Origin of the sequence: Allobaculum fili, assembly GCF_020969955.1 — a bacterium.
Lineage (GTDB): Bacteria > Bacillota_I > Bacilli_A > Erysipelotrichales > Erysipelotrichaceae > Allobaculum > Allobaculum fili.
Map to the genome: position 1 here is coordinate 16,269 of NZ_JAHDSX010000009.1, position 20,425 is coordinate 36,693.

At 51.3% G+C, this 20,425-nt stretch carries 17 protein-coding genes; 9 read left to right on the plus strand and 8 right to left on the minus strand.

From position 1 onward, the window contains the following. Positions 1-177 precede the first annotated feature (177 nt). Both uraA and Afil_RS03480 read left to right on the plus strand, forming a co-directional pair. Positions 178-1,509: a uracil permease gene (gene uraA / locus Afil_RS03475; RefSeq protein WP_230267130.1), complete on the plus strand. Its 1,332-nt coding sequence runs from the start codon at positions 178-180 to the stop codon at positions 1,507-1,509. A gap of 126 nt (positions 1,510-1,635) precedes the next feature. Next, entirely contained in the window at positions 1,636-2,949 is a 1,314-nt protein-coding gene (locus tag Afil_RS03480; RefSeq protein WP_230267131.1) for a hypothetical protein, read from the plus strand. 61 nt (positions 2,950-3,010) lie between these two features. Here the strand turns inward: Afil_RS03480 and pdxR are convergent, their stop codons facing one another. Beyond that, positions 3,011-4,090, minus strand: coding sequence for a MocR-like pyridoxine biosynthesis transcription factor PdxR (gene pdxR, locus Afil_RS03485; RefSeq protein ID WP_230267132.1), 1,080 nt, complete (start codon positions 4,088-4,090; stop codon positions 3,011-3,013). 282 nt (positions 4,091-4,372) lie between these two features. Here pdxR and Afil_RS03490 point away from each other — a divergent pair, with 282 nt between their 5' ends. Continuing rightward, positions 4,373-4,933 (plus strand): ECF transporter S component, encoded by a 561-nt coding sequence (locus Afil_RS03490; RefSeq protein WP_230267133.1) that lies wholly within the window; start codon positions 4,373-4,375, stop codon positions 4,931-4,933. A 289-nt stretch (positions 4,934-5,222) separates the two neighbouring features. Here Afil_RS03490 and Afil_RS03495 read toward each other — a convergent pair whose 3' ends face one another. Together Afil_RS03495 and Afil_RS03500 are read right to left on the minus strand one after the other, a co-directional pair. Further along, positions 5,223-6,071 carry a hypothetical protein gene (locus tag Afil_RS03495; RefSeq protein WP_230267134.1) on the minus strand — a complete coding sequence of 283 codons (849 nt, stop codon included), beginning with the start codon at positions 6,069-6,071 and terminating at the stop codon, positions 5,223-5,225. Positions 6,072-6,083: 12 nt separating this feature from the next. After that, positions 6,084-7,334 carry a trypsin-like serine protease gene (locus Afil_RS03500; RefSeq protein WP_230267135.1) on the minus strand — a complete coding sequence of 417 codons (1,251 nt, stop codon included), beginning with the start codon at positions 7,332-7,334 and terminating at the stop codon, positions 6,084-6,086. A gap of 600 nt (positions 7,335-7,934) precedes the next feature. Between Afil_RS03500 and ispD the strand changes: the two genes are divergently transcribed. Further along, positions 7,935-8,618: a 2-C-methyl-D-erythritol 4-phosphate cytidylyltransferase gene (gene ispD, locus Afil_RS03505; RefSeq protein WP_230267136.1), complete on the plus strand. Its 684-nt coding sequence runs from the start codon at positions 7,935-7,937 to the stop codon at positions 8,616-8,618. Positions 8,619-8,838: 220 nt separating this feature from the next. Here ispD and Afil_RS03510 read toward each other — a convergent pair whose 3' ends face one another. Genes Afil_RS03510 through Afil_RS03520 form a run of 3 tightly spaced genes read right to left on the minus strand, consistent with a single transcriptional unit; the run spans position 8,839 to position 10,692 of the window. Next, a complete protein-coding gene (locus Afil_RS03510) occupies positions 8,839-9,459 on the minus strand; it encodes an ABC-2 transporter permease (protein WP_230267137.1) in 621 nt (206 codons plus the stop codon). 4 nt (positions 9,460-9,463) lie between these two features. Further along, a complete protein-coding gene (locus tag Afil_RS03515) occupies positions 9,464-10,315 on the minus strand; it encodes an ATP-binding cassette domain-containing protein (protein WP_230267138.1) in 852 nt (283 codons plus the stop codon). After that, complete coding sequence (locus Afil_RS03520; protein WP_230267139.1) at positions 10,312-10,692, minus strand: GntR family transcriptional regulator; 381 nt, start codon at positions 10,690-10,692, stop codon at positions 10,312-10,314. Before Afil_RS03520 ends, Afil_RS03515 begins: the two co-directional genes overlap by 4 nt. A gap of 342 nt (positions 10,693-11,034) precedes the next feature. Here Afil_RS03520 and Afil_RS03525 point away from each other — a divergent pair, with 342 nt between their 5' ends. Together Afil_RS03525 and Afil_RS03530 are read left to right on the plus strand one after the other, a co-directional pair. Then, entirely contained in the window at positions 11,035-13,434 is a 2,400-nt protein-coding gene (locus Afil_RS03525) for an HAD-IC family P-type ATPase (RefSeq protein WP_230267140.1), read from the plus strand. 302 nt (positions 13,435-13,736) lie between these two features. Next, positions 13,737-14,264: an IS1634 family transposase gene (locus Afil_RS03530; RefSeq protein WP_230267141.1), complete on the plus strand. Its 528-nt coding sequence runs from the start codon at positions 13,737-13,739 to the stop codon at positions 14,262-14,264. A gap of 156 nt (positions 14,265-14,420) precedes the next feature. Here Afil_RS03530 and Afil_RS03535 read toward each other — a convergent pair whose 3' ends face one another. Beyond that, positions 14,421-14,906: a peptidylprolyl isomerase gene (locus Afil_RS03535; protein WP_230267142.1), complete on the minus strand. Its 486-nt coding sequence runs from the start codon at positions 14,904-14,906 to the stop codon at positions 14,421-14,423. A gap of 243 nt (positions 14,907-15,149) precedes the next feature. Here Afil_RS03535 and Afil_RS03540 point away from each other — a divergent pair, with 243 nt between their 5' ends. From Afil_RS03540 to Afil_RS03550, 3 genes are all read left to right on the plus strand, one after another. Further along, complete coding sequence (locus Afil_RS03540) at positions 15,150-16,523, plus strand: LD-carboxypeptidase (protein ID WP_230267143.1); 1,374 nt, start codon at positions 15,150-15,152, stop codon at positions 16,521-16,523. Between the two features lie 166 nt (positions 16,524-16,689). Continuing rightward, entirely contained in the window at positions 16,690-17,547 is an 858-nt protein-coding gene (locus tag Afil_RS03545; RefSeq protein WP_230267144.1) for a hypothetical protein, read from the plus strand. Next, positions 17,544-19,529, plus strand: coding sequence for an ATP-dependent DNA helicase RecG (locus Afil_RS03550; protein WP_230267145.1), 1,986 nt, complete (start codon positions 17,544-17,546; stop codon positions 19,527-19,529). The genes Afil_RS03545 and Afil_RS03550 overlap by 4 nt, the downstream gene beginning before the upstream one ends. Before the next feature lie 172 nt (positions 19,530-19,701). Here Afil_RS03550 and Afil_RS03555 read toward each other — a convergent pair whose 3' ends face one another. Further along, the gene (locus Afil_RS03555; RefSeq protein ID WP_230267146.1) at positions 19,702-20,109 is read right to left on the minus strand and encodes an HIT family protein; all 408 of its coding nucleotides are present in this window, start codon (positions 20,107-20,109) and stop codon (positions 19,702-19,704) included. Positions 20,110-20,425: the final 316 nt, after the last annotated feature.

The following is a 20,425-nucleotide window of genomic DNA, read 5'->3' on the forward strand; positions in this document are numbered from 1 at the left end:
TATCGAAGAAACGATAAGAACCCGCCTGTTCAGCCCTTCGTTTGCGAAGGGTGGAAAGCCGAAATGATGAACCCGTCCGAGAATTTGCAGATCTCTGTGAATCTTTGAGCGACTCATACGGCGCAGGCGGTTTTTATTGGGATATGATTCTGATAAAAGAGGAGGAGCTTTGTAACCATGGCTAAGAAAATTATCCAGGTTGAAGAGAAGGTTCCAGGCAGACTGCTTTTCCCGCTTTCCCTCCAGCATCTGTTTGCGATGTTTGGAGCGACTGTACTGGTTCCGTTTATCTTCAACATCAACCCGGCCATCGTTCTGTTCATGAATGGCGTGGGTACCCTGATGTACATTGCGATCACCAAGGGAAAAGCGCCGGCTTACCTTGGCAGTTCGTTCGCGTTTTTAGGACCGGCACAGATCATCATCGCCAAGTGGGGCTATTCCTACGCCCTTGGCGGATTTGTTGCGGTCGGCTTTCTCGGATGCATCATCGCGTTCATTATCAAGAAGTTTGGAACGAAATGGATTGATATTGTACTTCCCCCGGCGGCGATGGGTCCAGTTGTTGCTCTGATCGGTCTTGAACTGGCCGGCAGTGCAGCCAGCACCGCGGGTCTGGTCGGCGATGCCGTCAGCGCCCATAACATTATTATTTTCCTGGTAACCCTCGGCGTGGCCATCATCGGCAACGTCTGCTTCCGTAAATTTTTCTCGATTATCCCGATTCTGATTGCGGTTGTCTGCGGCTATCTCACAGCAGTATGCCTGGGCGATGTGGATTTCTCTCCGGTTATGCAGGCCAGCCTGTTCCAGATGCCGAATTTTCAGTTCCCGAAATTTGAATGGGGCGCGATTCTGACGATGCTGCCCGTACTGCTCGTTATCACTTCCGAGCACGTTGGTCATCAGATCGTCACCAGCCAGATTGTCGGCCGCGACCTGATCAAGGATCCGGGTCTCGATCGTACGATTTTCGCGGATAACTTCTCGACCATGATTTCCGGTCTCGTTGGGTCGGTTCCAACAACGACCTACGGCGAAAACATCGGCGTTATGGCGCTGACCGGCGTCTACTCCGTCTACGTTATTGGCGGTGCCGCGGTTCTCTCCATTCTCTGCGCCTTTATCGGTCCGCTCTGCGCACTGATTCAGTCCATTCCTTCCGCAGTGATCGGCGGCATTTCCTTCCTGCTTTACGGTATGATCGGCGTTTCCGGTCTGCGTATTCTCATCGATGAGAAAGTGGATTACTCCAACACCGTAAACATGATTCTGACCGCTGTTGTCTTCGTAGTCGGCCTGTCCGGCGTAACAATCACGCTTGGCGATGTCAGCCTGTCCGGCATGGTTCTGGCTGCAATGACCGGCATTCTGCTGTCGCTTCTGTTCTTCATCTTCGACAAGTGCCACCTGCTCAACGAAAGCTCCCGCGAGCCGCAGGATGAAATGAAGGTTCTTGACGAAGTCATCGCAGAAGAAGACGCGCACAAAGCCGAAGCTGCAAAATAGTCCGCCTCATTTCAATTGAATAGAAAACGGCCCAAAGCCGTAAAAAGAACGCCCCGCATGGATTTGCGGGGTTTTCTTCTGGGCAAATGGATGAAAAGAAATCACTACGGATGGAAAAATAAAGCCATGAATACTCGAGAGATTACCAATCTGACGATTGAAGAAAAATTTGAAGTGACCATTTCGCTGATTTTTCTTGGCGTTGGTCTGTTCTGTCTGTTCTTTCCGCAGATCAGCGCGGATTCCATCATGATCAGCGCCGCCATTCTGACGAGTGCATCTGCCGTTCTGCTTCTGTATCAGGCGATTCGCTACCATCGCACGATGGATCTGCTCAAGGCGCTGGCCGCCGGCATTCTGGCCGGGGTGTTCTGGAGCTGGAGGGCAGAAGGCGTGCGGATCGTCTGTCTCGTCTTTGCGATTTACATATTCGCGATCAGCGTGATCGTCGCGCTTGAAGGCGTCTTGGATCTGCGCGAAAAGTCGAAAACCGGATGGAGCTTTATTCTGTTCGGTCTCGGTGACTTTCTGATCTGCCTGTTCGCGCTGCTGCTGTATACGCGCGATCCGTCTTTAGTGCAGCGTCTGAGCGGCGTCTATCTGGTCTGGCAGGCGATTCAGATGTTTGTCGAACTGTACGTCTTTCATCATCACAAAGGTTCGCGTGCCTGGTCCTTTCGCCGCTGGAGTTCGCTGCCGGTTTATCTGGTCGCCGTCGGTCCAAGCCTTGTTCTGCGCTATGCGCGAAAAAAGAATCTGAGTAAAAAGGCGTTCACTTCGGTAGCCAATAAAAACGACGACCCCGTCAACCTGCGCGTCTTTATCCATTCCGGTCTGAAAGGCGACAAGCAGTTTGGTCATATGACCTTTTCCTACAAAGGCGTCATGTTTTCGTATGGCAACTACGATCAGGAAGACGAAAAGCTGTTTCGTACGTTTGGTCCGGGCATTCTGTTTACCGCACCGGCGGATATTTACGTCAACAACAGCTGCGTCTATGAAAATTCGATTCTGTTTGAATACGGTCTGCACTTAACCTCAGAACAGGAGGAGCATCTCGTTTCGCTTTTAAAGGACGTCTTCAAGCCGGCCTATCGCTGGTACAGTCCGCTCTTTCAGGGGCCGGTGACAAAAGAGCGCTTCAAGACGTACGAATCCGATTATGCCAGCCGCCTGGAATGGAGAACCGGCGCGAAGTTTTACAAGTTTCGCACCGGCATCTGGAAAACCTACTGGGTTTTAGGCCGCAACTGTTCGCTGTTTGCCTCCGATCTGCTGCATCAGATCGACTCGTCCATCGTCATTCCGCGCGGCATCAACACCCCGGGCGAATATTTTGAATACTTTGAAGAAGCCATTCAGGACCCCGACAGCAACGTCATCTGCCAGTCCTGGCATTCCGCTTCCGATCCCGACACGCTTTATCCGACAGCCCTGTAAAGACAGGGCTGTTTTTTAATCGGCAATTCGGCGATGGGGGCATCCTTGAGGGCGTGGACGCTTATTTTCCGGCTTTTGGACCTTTCTCTTTCTGCTTTCGTCTTCGGCGGGCGATCAGCCGCTCAAAGCTGCCGCTTTCAATGAATTCCGCCAGCGTGTACTGATCGAGCATTGTTACCGTGCAGGCCAGCCCCTGCGCCGCTTTTCGATAGCGTTCCTGCAAATGGGCGGGAAGAACCATATAGGCCAGACGCAAAGAGGACGACAGCGATTTGGAAAAGGTGTTGATGTAGATGACTTTTTCCTGCGCATCCTGCGCATACAGCGTCTGCAGCGCCGGTCCGTTCTGGAAAAATTCAGAGTTGAAGTCATCTTCAATCAGATAGCCGCTCTTTTCGGCAATCCAGCTGAGGTAGCGCTTGCGCCTCGATGCACTGGCGACGATGCCGTCGGGATAGCTCGAAAAGGGCGATACCTGCAAAAACTGGGCAGAGGAGTTTTGCAGGGCGTCGGGCTGAATGCCGTTTTCATCCAGCGGCAGAGGATGGAGCGTTGCGGACATGGAGGCGTAAATATTTCGCATGGCGGGATAGCCGGGCGCTTCAAAGGCCACGTGAAATTCGCCTGCGAACATACGGGCCAGCAGAACGTACAGATCCTGCGCGCCCGAGGCGATGACGATCTGATCGGGATGCACCTGCAGATGGCGGCTGTTGTGCAGATAGAGCGCGATGACGTTGCGCAGTCTGGCACTGCCCCAGGCGGGAGATGTCTGCATCAGATAGTCCTGATCGCGGCTCATGACCAGGCGCATCGTTTTAAACCAGAGCGAGGAAGGAAAATCCGGATCGCTCTTTTTTTCATCCGGCGCCAGCAGATGCATCTGAAAGTTTTCCGGGCGGTTTCGACGGTTCCCTTCCGAAACGAAGACGCCTTTGCGCTCCCGGGTTTCCACGTAGCCTTCCTGTTCGAGCAGATCGAGTGCCTGTTCGACGGTAGAAAGGGAGACGTCCAGATCCATTGCCATCGTCCGTTTGGACGGAAGACGGGTGTGTTCGGGGAAATGGCCGGACTCAATATCCTGGCGAAGATGGAAGTACAGGCTCTGAGCGAGCGGTTTTTTGAGGGGGTAGCTAATCATCTGGTCTGCTCCTTTATTCTTTTTCTGAACCTTTTGATCAGTTCAGATCTGAGTATACTAAACGCATGACCGGCCAATCCATGAGAATATGCATACAGAAGCAATCGTCGACGCATGGATCCTGTACGGCATGTAAAAAAGATCCCTTTGTCTGTTTTGCAGCACAACCGTGCCGCAAAACAGACAAAGGGATCCGTTCGATCGCTTTAACGCAGATCTATGATCCATCCCAAAGGACTGTGCAAAATGCAGACAGTCCCCATAAGAAAGAAGGTCTTTTCCATGCATCTTTCCACCCCCGCAAAATCCAGTACGGCCCGTCCGTTTTCCGTTCTCTGGCTGACTACCTGTGCCATGTTCATGGCGCTGACCATTATGCTCTCAAGCTTTGGTGTTCCCGTTCCGGGCGGCAAGCTGTACCTTTGCGACATCGCGATTACGACCGCGGCCATCCTGCTTGACCCCCTTGGGGCCATGCTGGTGGGAGGCATCGGTTCCTTTTTAGGCGATGCCATCTTCTATCCCGCTCCGATGTTTGTTTCACTGGTCGTTCACGGCCTGCAGGCGTTCGTGATCAGCTGGTGCGCCCACAACCTGTTTAAGAACAAACCGTTTTACGGCGCTTTAGTCGGCGTGATTCTGGGCTGCATCATTCTGGTCGGCGGCTATACGCTGGGCAAAATCTACGTGTATTCCAACTTTGAAACGGCCATGCTGAAAATGCCGTATGAAATTGCGCAGGGCGTTCTCGGCGCAAGCTGCGGTCTGCTGCTGACGTACGGCATGGGCCTGCGCAAAATCTTCATGCATATGGCCTCCCGCTCACACGCTTCCCGGATCTGATCGAAAGAGGGGACAGCGTGTACATTGGCGATGTGTATTCGCTATATAAAACGGAATATAAAACGGAAAATTGTCCGTTTTGAAATACTGTTATTCCCGGAGCCTCCTTGAGGCTCTTTTTTTCACCCAGAACGAGCAGGCAGCGCAAAAAAAGAGCTCGCTTTTCAGGAACTCTTTTCTGTAATGCATTATAAAGCCGCGGCTTTCTGCTTTCTAAAGGATCAATGGATCTGTTTTGTCCCTTAGAAAGAAAAGGGGACGAAGCCATCGGATTTGAGGAGTTTTTTTCTTAAAGGGGAATTTCTTCCATGCTGTACCAGGCGATGTCTTCCTGCTTCCAGCCGAAACGGTTCAGAGCCTCGTATTCATCGTGGCTGGTCGTAAAATGATGTGCACCGCTTTTTGCATTCGGGTTGTAGACGCGATAAAGCGGTGTAGACGATCCGGCAGCGGAATAGAAAGCGATGCCTTCATCGTTCCAGCCCAGTTTGACCAGCCGTTCTTTTTCCTGAACATCCGTTGTGTAGTGATGATCTCCGGCATTTGGATTATACAGTCTGTAGATCGCGTACGGACTTTCTTCCGGGGCAAGCCAGTGTGAGGTTTCTTCTTTCCAGCCGATTTTTCCAAGATAGTCTTTTTCCTTTTCGTCGCTGGTAAAGAAATGTTCGCCGCTGTTTGGATTATACAGACGGAAAACGGTATCGGTCGGGGCCGTAACATAGACGTACTGCTTTACATCAAGCGCAATATCCCGAACGACCAGTTTCTTGCCTGGAAAAGCCGCTTCCAGTTTTTTCATATCTTCTTCCGTATATTTCACATCGACATACACGTTGGTCGACCCTGGAGCGACCGCCTGCCAGTTGCCGGCCCCATCCATGGTAAAAACTTCGGGGTGATCGGGGATGACTTGCAGGCAACCTTCTACTTCTACGCCTTCAACCGGCTCAAGGGAAAACTCGATTTTCCCGTTTTCTTTCCAGTTTACAGTTTCGATGGATTCCAGATCGATGCTTTCCAACTGAGGAGTGATATCGATCTCTTCTTGTTCCCCTGCTGCCAGAACGGGTGTACCGCTTGCTCCAGCAGCAAGAAGCAGGGCTAAAGTACCTTGAAACAAAACGTTCTTCTTCATGTTGATTCCTTTCTAATTTCCATAGAAGACAATACCGTCATTCTGCCATCCGGTGGAGACAAGATAATCTTTTTCTTCTTCAGAAATAGTATATAAATGAGAACCTGTAGTCGCATTAGGATTGTATAAGCGATAGACTGGATAACCAGTTAAATCTGTTCCCCAAGCAATTCCTTCATAAAGCCAGCCTGAGTTTTCCAGGAAGGTACGCTCATTTTCGTTCATCGTGAACAGATGATCTCCGGCATTAGGATTATAAAGCTGATATACGTTATAGCCGGCATCATTTCCAAACCATGCACAGTTTTCATATATCCAGCCAGCACTCATAAGCGAATATACTTCTTTTCCTTTGGCTGTATAGTAATGCTCTCCACTATTGGGGTTATATAGACGGAATACAGACTGAGTACGCATATTCCAAGATGAAATTGTTGAATATTTTTCATCATTGATACGAACTCCAAAATTTCCTGTATCTGATCCATATCCATGTACGCCTACAACCTGGTTTGACTGATTATAGATCGGGCTTCCGCTTTGGCCGCCCGTTGAATCAAGATCATAGTAAATGAAATCCTGTGTAAGAGATTTAATGCTTCCTGAGATTGTCCACATATTATGGGAACGAGTGACCGTTTTTACATCAGAAGGATATTCTGAGATGGAAATCTGGGTACTTGTCGAGAGGCTTTTACTTAGTGAAAGAGTACCGGTCTTATACCCAATAGGCTTTTCCAGTTTGATAATTCCAATATCATCCGATGTTTCCTCGTTTGATGTCCAATTGTTTGGGACAATGAGTCTAGATGCAACAGCGGATCCATAAGGGGTTTTTAGTTCTGTTTGACCAGGATAGACAGTTACTTCTTTTGCCCAGCCTCTTTCCAAATCGTAAAGACAATGAGCACTCGTCAGGACGGTATCTTCATCGATTAAGCAGCCAGAGCCCCTATAGTTTTTTTCTTCGCCCCCTTCTTCAAAAACCATGTTCAAAAATACAATGGATTTGAACGGGGCTACTTCTGTGTTTTCTACGAGAACACGATCGTCATTGCCAATAATGTTCTCTGCGTTTTCCAAAGTGCCTTGTGTTTTGGAAAGAGTTGTACCTTCGGATACGGGACCAGAACCATGCTCAGTATTATGGATATCCCAGGCTTTTGAATCATTTGAAGCTTCTTCTTGAGCGGCATAAGCGTTGATGGGCATAGCCAGTATTAATGCAGCACACATCAGGGAAGAAGCAAATTTCTTTCTCATATAATAATTTTCAGTACCTAACAAAGGAGACTAGTTCACTAGGGTTACCTGTGTCTCGAAAATAGTTCTCTCTATGCCAGCATGAAATCGTTCAATTCATTGGCTAATATCACGACAGGGTGACTATATAGAAAGAAAGACTGAGCTTATTTAATGATTTTATTTTCTACCTTGTTATCCCTCCTGTTCTTTTTTGTAACAAAAGGGATTTGTCCATTTGATCCAGTAATAGGAATCGACACTTCAGTTGCTGATTGTCGATTTCTGGGGGTTTTACGGCATATACACAAAATGAATGGATGCTAATACATTCGAGGAGAGGTATAGCCTTTGATTAGAATAAGCTGCCAGTTTCTTTGCTAATAGAATCCTTTCTTGGTTATAGTTTATGGCTGATGTATCCGCCTATCAAGATTAGAATTTAATTTTTAGACAGTTTAATATTTTTATACATTCATTTTGAAATTTTTAAAAGAAAACTACACCCCGTAAGGTGGACACGAAAGTGTGCCAGCCTATTTCTTTTACAGGCTATAACTACCAGTATTGATAGTTTTCCTTTTGCATCTGCTCCATACTCTCTGCGTATACTGAGACTGTATGAACTATTCAGCCATCGTTTTAGCCGCCGGCAAGGGCAGCCGCAGCGGCCTTTCCTATAACAAAGTTCTCTATTCGTATCAGAACGAGCCCATTCTTATGCGCAGTCTGCGTCTTTTTCAGTCGGATCCCGATTGCCGGCAGATTGTTGTCGTATGCGCCCAGAGCGAGAAAGAAGAATTTGAGACACGCTTTAAATCGACAGGGTGTGAATTCGCGATCGGCGGAAAAGAGCGGCAGGATTCCGTTCTGGCCGGTCTGAAGAAGGTTCGTGAACCGTATGTGATGATCCATGACGGCGCCAGACCGTTTTGCACGCGAGCCCTGCTTGAACGGATTAAAACCGCGCTTCGCTATGCCCAGGGCGTCATTCCGGGGGTGGCTGTGACGGATACGATCAAGCAGGTGGATGAAAACGGCATGGTCATCGCAACGCCCGTCCGCTCCACGCTGCGCGCGGTGCAGACCCCGCAGGCCTTTGCGACCGAACAGATTCAAACGGCGCTGGAAATCGTGCGCGAAAAGCACTGGCAGGTCACCGACGATGCGCAGGCGATGGAACTGGCTTTGCAGATTCCCTCATATGGCGTGGAAGGCGATCCGGAAAACTTTAAAGTGACTTCCCGCCAGGATCTCGAACGGCTCGAAGAGCGTGAGAAATTTCGAATGGATGAAGCCGGCTGAAGCGCAGATCTGCAGAAATACCGAAATGCAGAAACGGGCTAGATCAGCCCAAGCTTCACGGTCTGGCGCGCTATCGCTTCGTTCAGCCGGTACGCATTTATAACAGAAACACAAAAAGAACCGTTTTTCAGACGGCCAGAGCCTGGATTTGAGGCTAAGGCGGTCAAAGGAAAAACGGTTCTTTTGTTTTTGAACAGCTAAAAAAGAGAACTGGGCGATCCTAAAATTCTTCTCTGGAAAGAAGCCGTCCGGAAAGCCAGAAGGACAGACACAGAAGGCCAATACAGAGAAGGGTGGCGATTACGCCCAGAACCAGGGCGTGTGACAGGATTTTCTGAACAGCCTGGGGATGTTCCGTCAGATAATCCATGAGCCAGATGGAAGCCAGCGCAAGAAGAGCGACGGCGATCATCAGCGCCTGAGAAGCGGCCTGTTTAAACCGGATATAAAAAGGAATCAGAATCGCGGCAAGCAGAAGGCAGATGACGGAGGCAAGCCAGACGAGAAGAAGCAGTTCGTTCATCGACAGATCCCGCTGAAGACAGGCAATGCCAAAGCACACCGCCATGGTCATGGCCCAGCAGGCCAGCACAAACAGATACTTCTCGATCAGATAGTCCTTGCGGGAAAAGGGAAGCGTAAAGAGAAAGCGGGCGGATTTGCCGGAGACGCCTTCCAGTACGCGGCGCGTGGAGAGGATGGTCAGAAACAGCGGGAAGTAAAGAATCAGAAAAGAGGACTGGCCCGAAAACAGAAAGCATACGATCAGAAACGCCATCATGAGCAGAAACCGCTTCTGCGATTTGAACCAGATCCAGTCGGATGTCCATAAGCCTTTCATAAAATTATTCCTTTCTTCCATCGGCCGCGATCAGCAGCAAATCGTCAATGCTACCTTTGGCCGCGGGATACTGCGGATAGTTGTCCTGATAAAACTGTCGATCGCTCACAAGCACGCGAACGGTATTTCCAAATGGGGCATGGGCGAAGACTGCGCTCTTGTCGAGGGCTTCATACTGCGCTTGATCCAGAGTGAGTATGCCCCATTCTTCCTGAAGCTCGTCGACGTTTTCGTGCAGGCACAGGCGGCCGTCGTGAATCATCCACAGATCGTCGCAGAGCGTTTCGAGATCGGAAGCAATATGCGAGCTGATCAGAATGGAGCGGCCGTCTTCCATCATGTACTCCTGCAGCAGGCCAAAAATTTCCTGTCGGGCTGCGATATCGAGGCCTGCAGTCGGCTCATCGAGAAGCAGAAAGCGGGGATGGTGGCTGAGGGCGGCGATGACTTTGCTCATGGCGCGCATGCCGTTGGAAAACGCGGAAAGCGGCTTGTGTTCGGGCAGACGCATTTTCGAGATCAGTGCCTTCCAGTACGGCCAATCAAACGTGGGATAGTACGCGGCCAGAATGCGGGCAATGTCGCTCAGACAGAGCGTTTCGGGAAAGCCGCTGTCCGCAAGCACGACGCCGATCTGCTGCTTTACGGAAACCGGAAGCGTTCCGGTGTTTGGATCGAGCAGGGAGATTGTTCCCTGTTCGGGCTTTTTCAGACCGAGAAGCAGGCGGAAGAGAGTCGTTTTGCCGGACCCGTTCAGGCCGACCAGAGCGGTCATGGATCCTTCTTTTAAATAGAAATCGTCGATCTGCAGCGTGAACGACGGAAAACGGCAGAGCGCATTTTGAATCTGAATCATGAGAGGTCTCCTTCCAGAAGCAGATGAACGATTTCGAGAATCTGTTCTTTGGAAAAATTCATTCGCAAAGCTTTTTGAATGGCGGCTTCAAAGGCGTCTTCTACCTGCTTCTGCATTTCTTCCTGGATCACGTTTCCCGAGATTTTCTCGACGAACGTGCCTTTGCCCTGAACCGTTTTGACAAAGCCTTCCGTTTCGAGAAGGTCGTACGCCTTTTTCACGGTCAGCGCGGAGATGTGGTATTCGCGGGCGATGGCCCGAATGGAAGGAAGCAGTTCGAGCGGTGCTAATTTCTGCTCCTTGATCTGCAGACGGATCTGATCGGCGATCTGTTCGTAGATCGGCGTCATGGAAGAGGGAAGTATTTGCAAAAGCATAAGCCGTGTCCTTTCCGGAATCCCTGTCCGGTCTGGATTCCTTGCGTAAACAGTATAGAACAGTTAAACAGTTGAAGTAAACACAATATAACAGCACAAACACATTTTCGAGTACAAACACATTTTCGAGACGTTCGAGTCGGCGCTCTCGGCCCTCAGCTCCTTTCTGCGTTTTGGGAGAAAGGGGCTTGTCCTTTCTGCTGGAGGCAAAAGCAGAATCAGACATCTTCTTTGCTACATATTCCGGAATCTTGCAGGGCGGTAAGAGAAGTACCCCAGACATTAAGGAAATGTTCAGACGTCGTTTTTGATCGGTTTCGATTCCTTTTCTACAATACGGGTATGACGCCACTCAAATACGATTCGCCAACTTCCCTTACTCAAGGTCTGTCTGCCGCGCAGGCATCTAAGGCCAAACCGAACACGATGGAAAACCGCCATCAGGAAAGTACGGGCGAACTGATGCTTTCTCAGTTTTTTACCTTTTTTAATATCGTCAACTACATTCTCGCGGGCCTGATTATTCTGACGGGCAGCTATCGCAACCTGCTGTTCATGGTTGTGGTGATTTCCAATACGCTGATCGGTCTGATTCAGAAAATCCGCTCGCGCCGCACGCTCAATAAGCTCGCGCTCATTCATCAACAGACGTATTCCGTTTTGCGCGATGGGAAATGGGAGCCGCTTCCGGTGGATCAGATCGTGCAGAACGATATCCTCCGTCTTTCGAGCGGCGCGCAGATTCCGTGCGACTGCCGCATTCGCGAAGGGTTCTGCCAGGTGAACGAATCGCTGCTCACCGGCGAATCCGACGCGCTCGATCGAAGCGCCGGTCAGGATTTGTACGGCGGCTGCTTCCTGGTCAGCGGCAGCGTGCTTGTGCAGGCTATCGCGGTCGGCGACGATCAGTACATGGCCTCGATTTTGCACGATGCGCGCAAGGATAAGGAAAGAGTGTCCCAGCTGCAGGAAATGCTGGATATGCTGATCAAGTTCTGCACGCTCATGCTCGTTCCTGCCGGCGTTCTTCTCTTTCTCAAACTGTTTTTCTACACCCGGCTGCCGCTCAATTCGGCCATTCTGAATACGTGCGCGTCGGTCATCGGCATGATCCCGGAAGGGCTGATGATTTTAACGTCGACCGCTCTGGCGGCGGCTTCGGTCAAGATGGCCAGACAGGCCGTGCTCATTCACGATCTGTATTCGGTCGAAAGTCTGGCGCGCGTCGATACGCTCTGCCTCGATAAAACCGGAACGATTACCAGCGGCAACATGCACGTGCAGGCGTTTCTTCCTCAGGGAGAGGAAACGCAGGAACAGCTGAAACAGGATCTGGCGGATCTGTTTGGATCGCTTGGCGATGACAATGTGACGGCCAAGGCGCTGCGGACGGCTTTGCAGGACTGGCATTCCCGCCAGAAAGCGGCCCGGACGTTTCCGTTTTCGTCCACAGCCAAATGTTCCGGCGCTGTCTTTGGCGATCAGACGTACCTGATTGGCGCCTACACCTTTCTGTTTGCTCATCCCGATCCGGCCGTGCTCGATCAGATCGAAGACTATGCCGCCAGAGGGCTGCGCGTTCTCGCCTTTGCCAAAGGACCCGAACTGTCTGCTCTAAAAAAAGGGGACTATACCCTTTGCGGTCTGATTTTAATCGAAGACGAACTTCGCCCGGATGCCCCGCAGATTCTCGATTACTTCCGTACGCAGGATGTGTCGATTAAAGTCATTTCCGGCGACATGGCGCAGACCGTGCAGGCGATTGCCGGCCGGGCTGGCGTAAAGGGAAAGACGATCGACATGCAAAACGTCTCAGACGATCAGATTGAAGACGTGGTCTCTGCTTATTCGATTTTCGGCCGCGTCAGTCCGGTGCAGAAAAAATTGATGGTCGAAGCCTTGCAGAAGCAGGGGCATACCGTCGGCATGACGGGCGATGGCGTCAATGACGTCATGGCGCTCAAGCAGGCGGACTGTTCCATCGCCATGGGCAGCGGCGCGCAGGCCGCGCTGGCGGTTTCTTCCTTTGTGCTGCTCAACAACCAGTTTTCGGTTTTGCCGCGCATCGTGCTCGAAGGCCGTCGCGTCGTCAATAACATTCAGCGCACGGCGTCGCTGTTTCTGGTCAAGACGATTTTCTCCTTTATTCTGTGCGTGCTGACGGTGCTGTGGATGCGTTCCTATCCGTTCATCCCGATTCAGCTGACGCTCGTTTCCTCTTTAGGCACAGGCATTCCGGCGTTCATTCTTACTTTTGAAAACGATACGAAACGCATACAGGGCAACTTCCTGGTCAGCGTGCTTTCGCGCGCCACGCCCGGCGCGCTGAGCGTCTGCCTGTCGATTGCGACGGCCTACATTTTATATGTCACGCAATGGATTCCTATGGATCAGGCGGCGTACCAGACGATCTGCACCATTCTCGCTTCGGTCAACGCGATCGGCGTTCTTTACTGGATCTGCCGTCCGCTTTCGCTCGTGCGTCTGCTGGTGATTACGCTGTGTGCAGCCGGCTATGCTGGGGTCATGGTTTTCGTGCCGTCTCTGTTTTCGCTGGCCGCACTGAATCCGATGCAGCTGATTGCGGCCGGCGCCATCGCCCTTGGCGAGCTGTTTGTGCTTTCGCTTTTGCAGAAAGCCGACTGGAACCATCTGTACGCCCGGTTTCTGCCTTCCTTTCTGAAGGAAGAAAAGCAGATTCTGGCCCGGGAATACGCGTGTGAAGAAGACAGGGATTGCTAAACAGAAAACGCACTGAAAACAGGCCAATTATGAATTGCCATTGTAACAAAAGCCTCTCTTCTTCCCTCTATAAGACAGAATTTGTATAAGGTTGACGTTAAGGAAGGCTGGTTTCTTTTTTTTCTATCACAACAAATGATTTGAAATCGGGAGAAAAACAATCCGCCTGATTCAGTTTCACTGAGTAATGGATCTGGAAATATTTATCCCAGAAATTAACTGGATCACCAGAAATGTAAAAATAGAGACGTCCATAATGGTAATTAACAGCACCAAAACTGTTAACTTGTATTTCACCATTTATGTACATCTCTATTTCACTACGAACAGTGGCCAATGGCGTAATTATCGAAATCGATACTGAAAAAATCGAAAAAGAAGAGAAATACGACGGATATTATTGCGTTGCTACTGCCCTGGAGTGGGAAGAATCCGAAATTCTCAAGGTATGTTCGCAGCGCTGGAAAATTGAAGACTGCTTTCGAATTATGAAGACGTATTTCGATGCACGCCCTGTGTATCTTCAAAAAGACGAGAGAGTTAAAGTCCGCTTCCTGATCTGTTACATGGCATTAATGGTTTTTCGAATTCTAGAGAAGAAGCTGGATAATAAATTTACCTGTTGCGAAATCATATCTTCATTACGATCATTCAACTATTACGACCTGTCTGGCCAAGGATACAGTTATGCGTATGAGCCAACAGAACTCACTCGAAGCCTGGCTGAATTAATCTCATTAGACCTGAACAAAACTTTCCCCACCACCAGACAAATGAAGAAAGTTATACGAGAAAGCAAAAACAAAAAGTGCAGCTACAAAGCGGCATAAAACTGAAAGGCGGTATCGACTTTAGATAAAGTAGATACCGCCTTTTTATCCAAAAGAACTGGCAAAGACCGGACTGTATCCAATAGGGAAAGGCTACGTGAATTAAAATATTCGCTACCGCCTCTATTTATATGTATTGTCGTTCCTATGTGTCAGCTAGTCAGTGACGCGGATGGACTGAATGACCTGATCTTCGACGGGTTTGTCGAGGAAATCGGTGCGGGTCATGGCGACTTTGTTTACGCCTTCCATGCCTTCGGTTACTTTACCGAACGCCGCATACTGTCCATCGAGATGCGGAGCATCGGCGTGCATGATGAAGAACTGGCTGCCGGCCGAGTCTGGACTGGCGGCACGGGCCATGGAGAGAACGCCGCGGGTGTGCTTGATGTCGTTTTGCGGGAAACCGTTGGCTTTGAATTCGCCGTGAATGGAATAGCCGGGGCCGCCGGTTCCGTTGCCTTTCGGGTCGCCGCCCTGAATCATGAAGCCCGGAATGACGCGGTGGAAAATCAGGCCGTCATAAAAGCCTTCGTTGGCGAGCTTTTCGAAGTTTTCGACGGTTTTCGGCGCTTTGTCCGGATAGAGCTCGCCCTTGATGATGTCGCCATTTTTCATGGTGATGGTAAAGTGTTTTGCCATAAGTACCTCCCAAGCCTTCGGCTGTGTCGGTTTTATTTTATACGGAAAATCGTTCAGGAGAAGAACGAGCCGCTTTTCCTTTTAAAAGAAAAAGAAAGTCCTGTCCTGCTTAAAAGAAAAAGAAAGTCCTGTCCTGCGCGGAGTACCGGTCAAATGGATGAGACTGAGATGCGTTTTGGCAGGCTTTGACGGATCGTTTACAATATTAGGATAAAAGCCGCGCGCTGCGGCAAGGAGGCCCTTATGACTGAAAATCGAGTACTGCTTTGCGCCCTGAGCGATCCCATAAATAATCCCCAGTTTTCGCAAAGCTTTGTGCGGGCGCTGCAGGACGCTGGCATCGAAGCCGAACTGGCCCGTTCGGCCATGGAGCCTCTTTCGGCGCAGGAAAAAGCGGAAGAGTTTAATCAGGCGCTGCGCTCCATGCGCTATTCCTGGATTTTTGATCTTTCCGGCGGCAATCTCGCCAATACCGTACTGCCCTGGCTGGATTACGACGCCTATCGTAAATCGGATGCCTACTATGCCGCATTTTCGGACGGTACCTGCATCGTCAACGCCCTGTCGACGTGCGCGCATAAAAAAGCGCTGCTCTTTGGGCTGTGGCAGCAGGAAAACATGAAGCAGGCGGTGGACATTATTGAAAGCGGCCGGGCCAGCTTTGATCTGATGGAGCTCAGTCAGGATTATTTCCCGCGCCACGCGCGCATTTACGGAGGCAACATGCGCTGCCTGCTCAAGCTGGCGGGAACCGGAAGAATGCCCGCTCTGGAAGATTCCTATCTGCTTCTCGAATCGTCTTCCGCGGATTTGTACAGCTTCGAATCGATGTGTGCGCAGATGGCGCAGACCGGACTGTTCACCGATTTGCGCGGCGTCATTTTCGGCCGCTTTAACCGTCTGGAAAAACAGTTTGAAAATACGGAAGACGCCTGGAAGGCAATGGGTGAAATTCTTCAGGCGTACTGCGATCAGCCGCTTTCCTTTTTTGGAGCGCCGAGTTTAGGCCATCTGCCCAACGGGCAAGGCATCTGGATCAGCGCCGGCTGGAAAGAAGAGCCGGCCAGAGCAGAAGAGGCTTCTCTCGAAGAACGCTCTGAAGACGAGACGACGGAGGCAGAAACCGCATCTGAAGGCATGATGGAGCAAGCTGAGCCGGCAGGCGAAGACACGCCGGCAGAAAAACAGCCGCAGACAAGTGAGAGCGCCCAGCCGATTGAAACCGTTTCTTCGATCGAAGAGATCGAGACCGTTGAAGAACTTCCCAAAGAACGTATGGATTCGGAAGAAGAAAGTTCGGAAGAAGAAAGTTCGGAAGAAGAAAGTATGGAAAAGACACAGACGCGTCTTGAGCAGCAGGCGAAAGAAAGCGCGGATCGTCTTTCCCCGGATCGCCCGCGCAAATCCGGCCGCTTTGGCACGTTCCTGCGCAGTTTCTTTGCCGCTCGCCCTGTACAAGAAGAGCCCGAAGAAATCGAACCGGAAAAAGGGGAATGGGAAGAGATCAGCGCCGAACAGGCCAGCGAACGCGTGACATCTGACCAGGATGCGGAGCCGCTACAGGCAGAGGAAGCTGAACCTGCAGAGCCGGAAAACACAGATTCGAAGATCGACTGAAATTCGGACGAAATTGAAAATATAGCGACTGGCGAAAACGTCCTGCGATTCAAATCCCGTAAAACCCAGGGAGCGCATTCCCGTTTTCCAAAACGGCATGGCCAGATCTGCAGCCAGAGATTTGGTCGTCTTGCAGGGGGTACCGAAAGAGACAGGAGGAGTATTTATGAAACATTCTTTTCCAAATTCACAATTTAAATCGTCCGGGAAAAAAGGACTGCCTTCTGTTTCTTTTCGTACGCTGATCGGCCCAATTGTGGCGCTGTCCGCCCTCTCGCTTATTTATGGGCTGGCCTATACCCAGCTTTTTCTGGGTACGCTTGCACTTTCCGGGATGATGGCGACGCTGCTGCGAATTCTTCTGCTTACGGGATATGGCATCGGTCTGTATGGCGTATGCGTCTGGATCTGGGGGAAAAAAGAAGGCGCATATTCCGGGCGAAGTCTTGGCCGGGCCGGACTCGGTTCGCTTTTTGTGGCGTGGCTCGTTTCGTTTGTTCTGGAACCGCTCAGCTATGCCGCTTCGCCGATCGTGGAAGGCTTCGGCAACGTCCTGGGCATTCTGGCCATCTTCTTTGTGCTGCCTGGCTTGATCGTCTTTTTTCAGGCGGTGTATACGGGAGCAAAAAGCTGGAGCGATCTGTTTTCGACGATGGCAACGCTGTTTCAGAAGGCGCCTGCGAAACGGATCAGCGTCTGGCTGGCCCTGTTTCTGCTTCTGTGGCTTGCCGATCTGTTTTTAGGCGGACCGCTCTGCACCGTATCGACCGGGGCGTTCGCCCGTCTGTTTGCGACGCTCGTTTCGCTTGGCGAGCCGGGCTGCTCGCTCCTGCTTCTTCTCTTTGCCCAGAACGGATCTCTGCCCCCGGCTTTATGGATCGGCTATGGTGTGCAGTTTGTCGCGGTGGTGATTTTGTCGGCGTACGTTCTGGCGTGGCAGGGAAAACTGAGCGAGTCAGACACTGGAGCGGATAGTTCGAAAAACGGGAAACCGCGGTGTTCGCGCAAAGGGGATCGCAAATGAGTACGGGTCTGGAGCTGCTCCGGCTCAGTCCGACGCAGAAAAGCTTTCTGGAGCGAAAGAAGATCGGCAGTCTGGAAGAACTTTTACAGACGTATCCGATTCGCTATATCCCGATTCTGCCCATCGAACAGTGGCAGGAAGGAGAAGAAGTTCTGTTTTGCGGCGAGATTTTGCGCAGTGAAAATCCGCATATGACCGGCATGAAAAAGGGCGTTGTCCGCTTTTTCGTTTCGGCCTGGGGACAGCAAATCGATGTCTCCGTTTTTTTTCAGGGCTACTATCCCCAGTTTCCGCCCGGCAAGACGATTACCGTCTGCGGCACGTGGACCAGAGAGCATAAAGTGCGGGCGACGTGGACCAGCTTTCAAAGTCTGGAAGAGGGCCTGCAGCTGTATCCTGTCTATTCGCTTCCCGTAAAAACGCGGCGCGATACGATGATCCGGCTGATGAAAAAGGCTTTGCCGTATGCGGATCAGATTGACGACCGCATCCCGCAGCGTCTGCGCGAAAAGTACCGTCTGCCGTCCTTAAAACTGGCGCTGGCCATGGTGCACCGGCCAAAAGATGAAGCCGAGCTGGCGCAGGGCGTACGGGCTTTGAAGTACGAAGAGTTTCTGTGCTTTCACGCGGCCAGACTGGCCCAGGCTGAACGGCCGAAAAAAACGGGCCGCATTTTTGATCATTCGCTCATACAGGAAAAAATCGACGCCCTGCCCTTTGTTCTCAGCAAAGATCAGAGCACCGTTCTAAACGAAATTCTTTCGGATCTGGGACGGGACCGGGTCATGTACCGTCTGGTGCAGGGCGATGTCGGCTGCGGAAAAACCGTGGTTGCCGCGCTCAGCCTGTACGCATGTGCGCTTTCCGGCAAGCAGGCGGCGCTGCTGGCGCCGACGGAACTGCTTGCCCGCCAGCATCTGTCCACCCTGCAGTCGATGGGCATTGAAGCCGGACTGTACTGCGGCTCTCTGAAAGTCCGGGAAAAGAAAAAGATTCTCAAGGATCTGAAAGACGGGAAAATTTCCGTCGTGGTCGGCACGCACGCGCTCTTTCAGGAAGGGGTCGAATTTGAATCCCTGGGTCTTGTCATTGCGGATGAGCAGCATCGCTTCGGCGTCCGGCAGCGCCGGGCTCTTATCGAAAAAGGCGTCGAAGCCGACGTGCTTCTGTTAAGCGCGACGCCGATTCCGCGTACCGCGGCCCACTTTTTGTACGGCGATATCGATCTTTCGACAATTAAGACCAAGCCGCCCGGCCGCAAGCCGGTGCTCACACGCGCCTTTTACAGTTCATCCATGAAACCGGTACTTGGCCGTATTCTGGAAGGCATCGAAAAGGAAGGCCGGCAGGTTTACGTGGTGACGCCGGCTGTCGAAGACTGCGAAGAAATGGATCTGCACAGCGCAGAGTCGATTTACGAAGGCATGTCTTCGGTTCTGAAAGACCGCTGCACGATCGGTCTGCTTCATGGAAAGATGAAAGCCGAACAGAAAGAAGGCGTCATGGCTGCCTTTGCGGCTGGCGAAATTCAGATTCTTGTCTCCACGACAGTTATTGAAGTCGGCATCGACGTGTCCAACGCGACGATGATGGTCATTTACGATGCGCATCGCTTCGGCCTTTCCACTTTGCATCAGCTGCGCGGCCGCTGCGCGAGAGGCACGCTGCAGGGGGAATGTTATCTGCTGAGTTCGTCCAAAACGCCGCAGGCCAGAGAACGGCTTTCCGCTCTGGAGCGCATCGATGACGGGTTCGAACTGGCCAGACTCGATCTGCAGCTGCGCGGTCCGGGCGACTTGTTAGGAACCCGCCAGTCGGGACTGCCGGCGTTCATTCTGGGCGATGCCAGCACGGATCTGAAAATGATGGAAATCTGCGCGCGCGACGCGCAGGAAATTCTTGATCATCCTGAAGATATGCAAAATCACAACATGCTTCGCGCGATCGAAAAAGCCAACGCGAAAAGCGCCTATCTCGACTGATCCAGACAAGACCGCTTCAAGCCAGACAAAAAGGTGCCGTGATCCAGCGCCTTTCCTGCAAGGCAGGAAAGCCGGATCGCGGCACCTTTTCTGATTTTTCAATAAAGCGAGACTTCAAAATAAGTGAAGTCAAAATAAAGTCTGTAAGCGAAGTCTGGACTGCAGGCGAACCTTAAAAGGAAAGCTTTTCGACGAGTGCTTCAAAATCCGGCTTTTCCAGTTCGCCCTGCGAAATGGACAGAACGTCCTTTTCGGGGCTGCCGGCATAGCGCGGAACGACATGCACGTGGAAATGGTCGATCGTCTGACCGGCGGCTTCGCGGCAGTTGGCGAAAATGTTGACGCCGTCGGCACCGAGAACTTCGATCTGACGGTTGCCGACCTGACGGGCAACGGAAAAGACTTTGGCGAGCAGCGCATCGTCGGCTTCGAGAAGCGAGGGCACATGCGTTTTGGGGATGACGAGGGCGTGGCCGAGAGCAGCCGGATTGATGTCAAGAATCACGCGGACATCTTCATCCTCATATAAAGTAGAAGAGGGGATCTCTCCTTGAGAAATGGAACAGAACAGGCAATCCATAAACGAGACAAAGCTCCTTTCCTGACCGCGAAAACGTGCGGCATATCACTGAACAAGTGAAAAGCCAGGCTAAGGGGAGGCCTGACTCTTCATAAGGGGACTAACTGTATGAATATCGCGGATATTCGATACATAACGACAAAGCCGTGGGCAGCTCTGCCGTTCAAATTGTAGCACATTGGCCCACTGTTCAAACCAGAAATGTATGATTCCCCCATCACAAACGGTTCAGAAACCGTGTTTTGCCCGCCGCGGTGGGGGCCAAAGCCCTCGGGAAATCCGTTTCCCACACAGCAAATCCCATAAAATATGAATG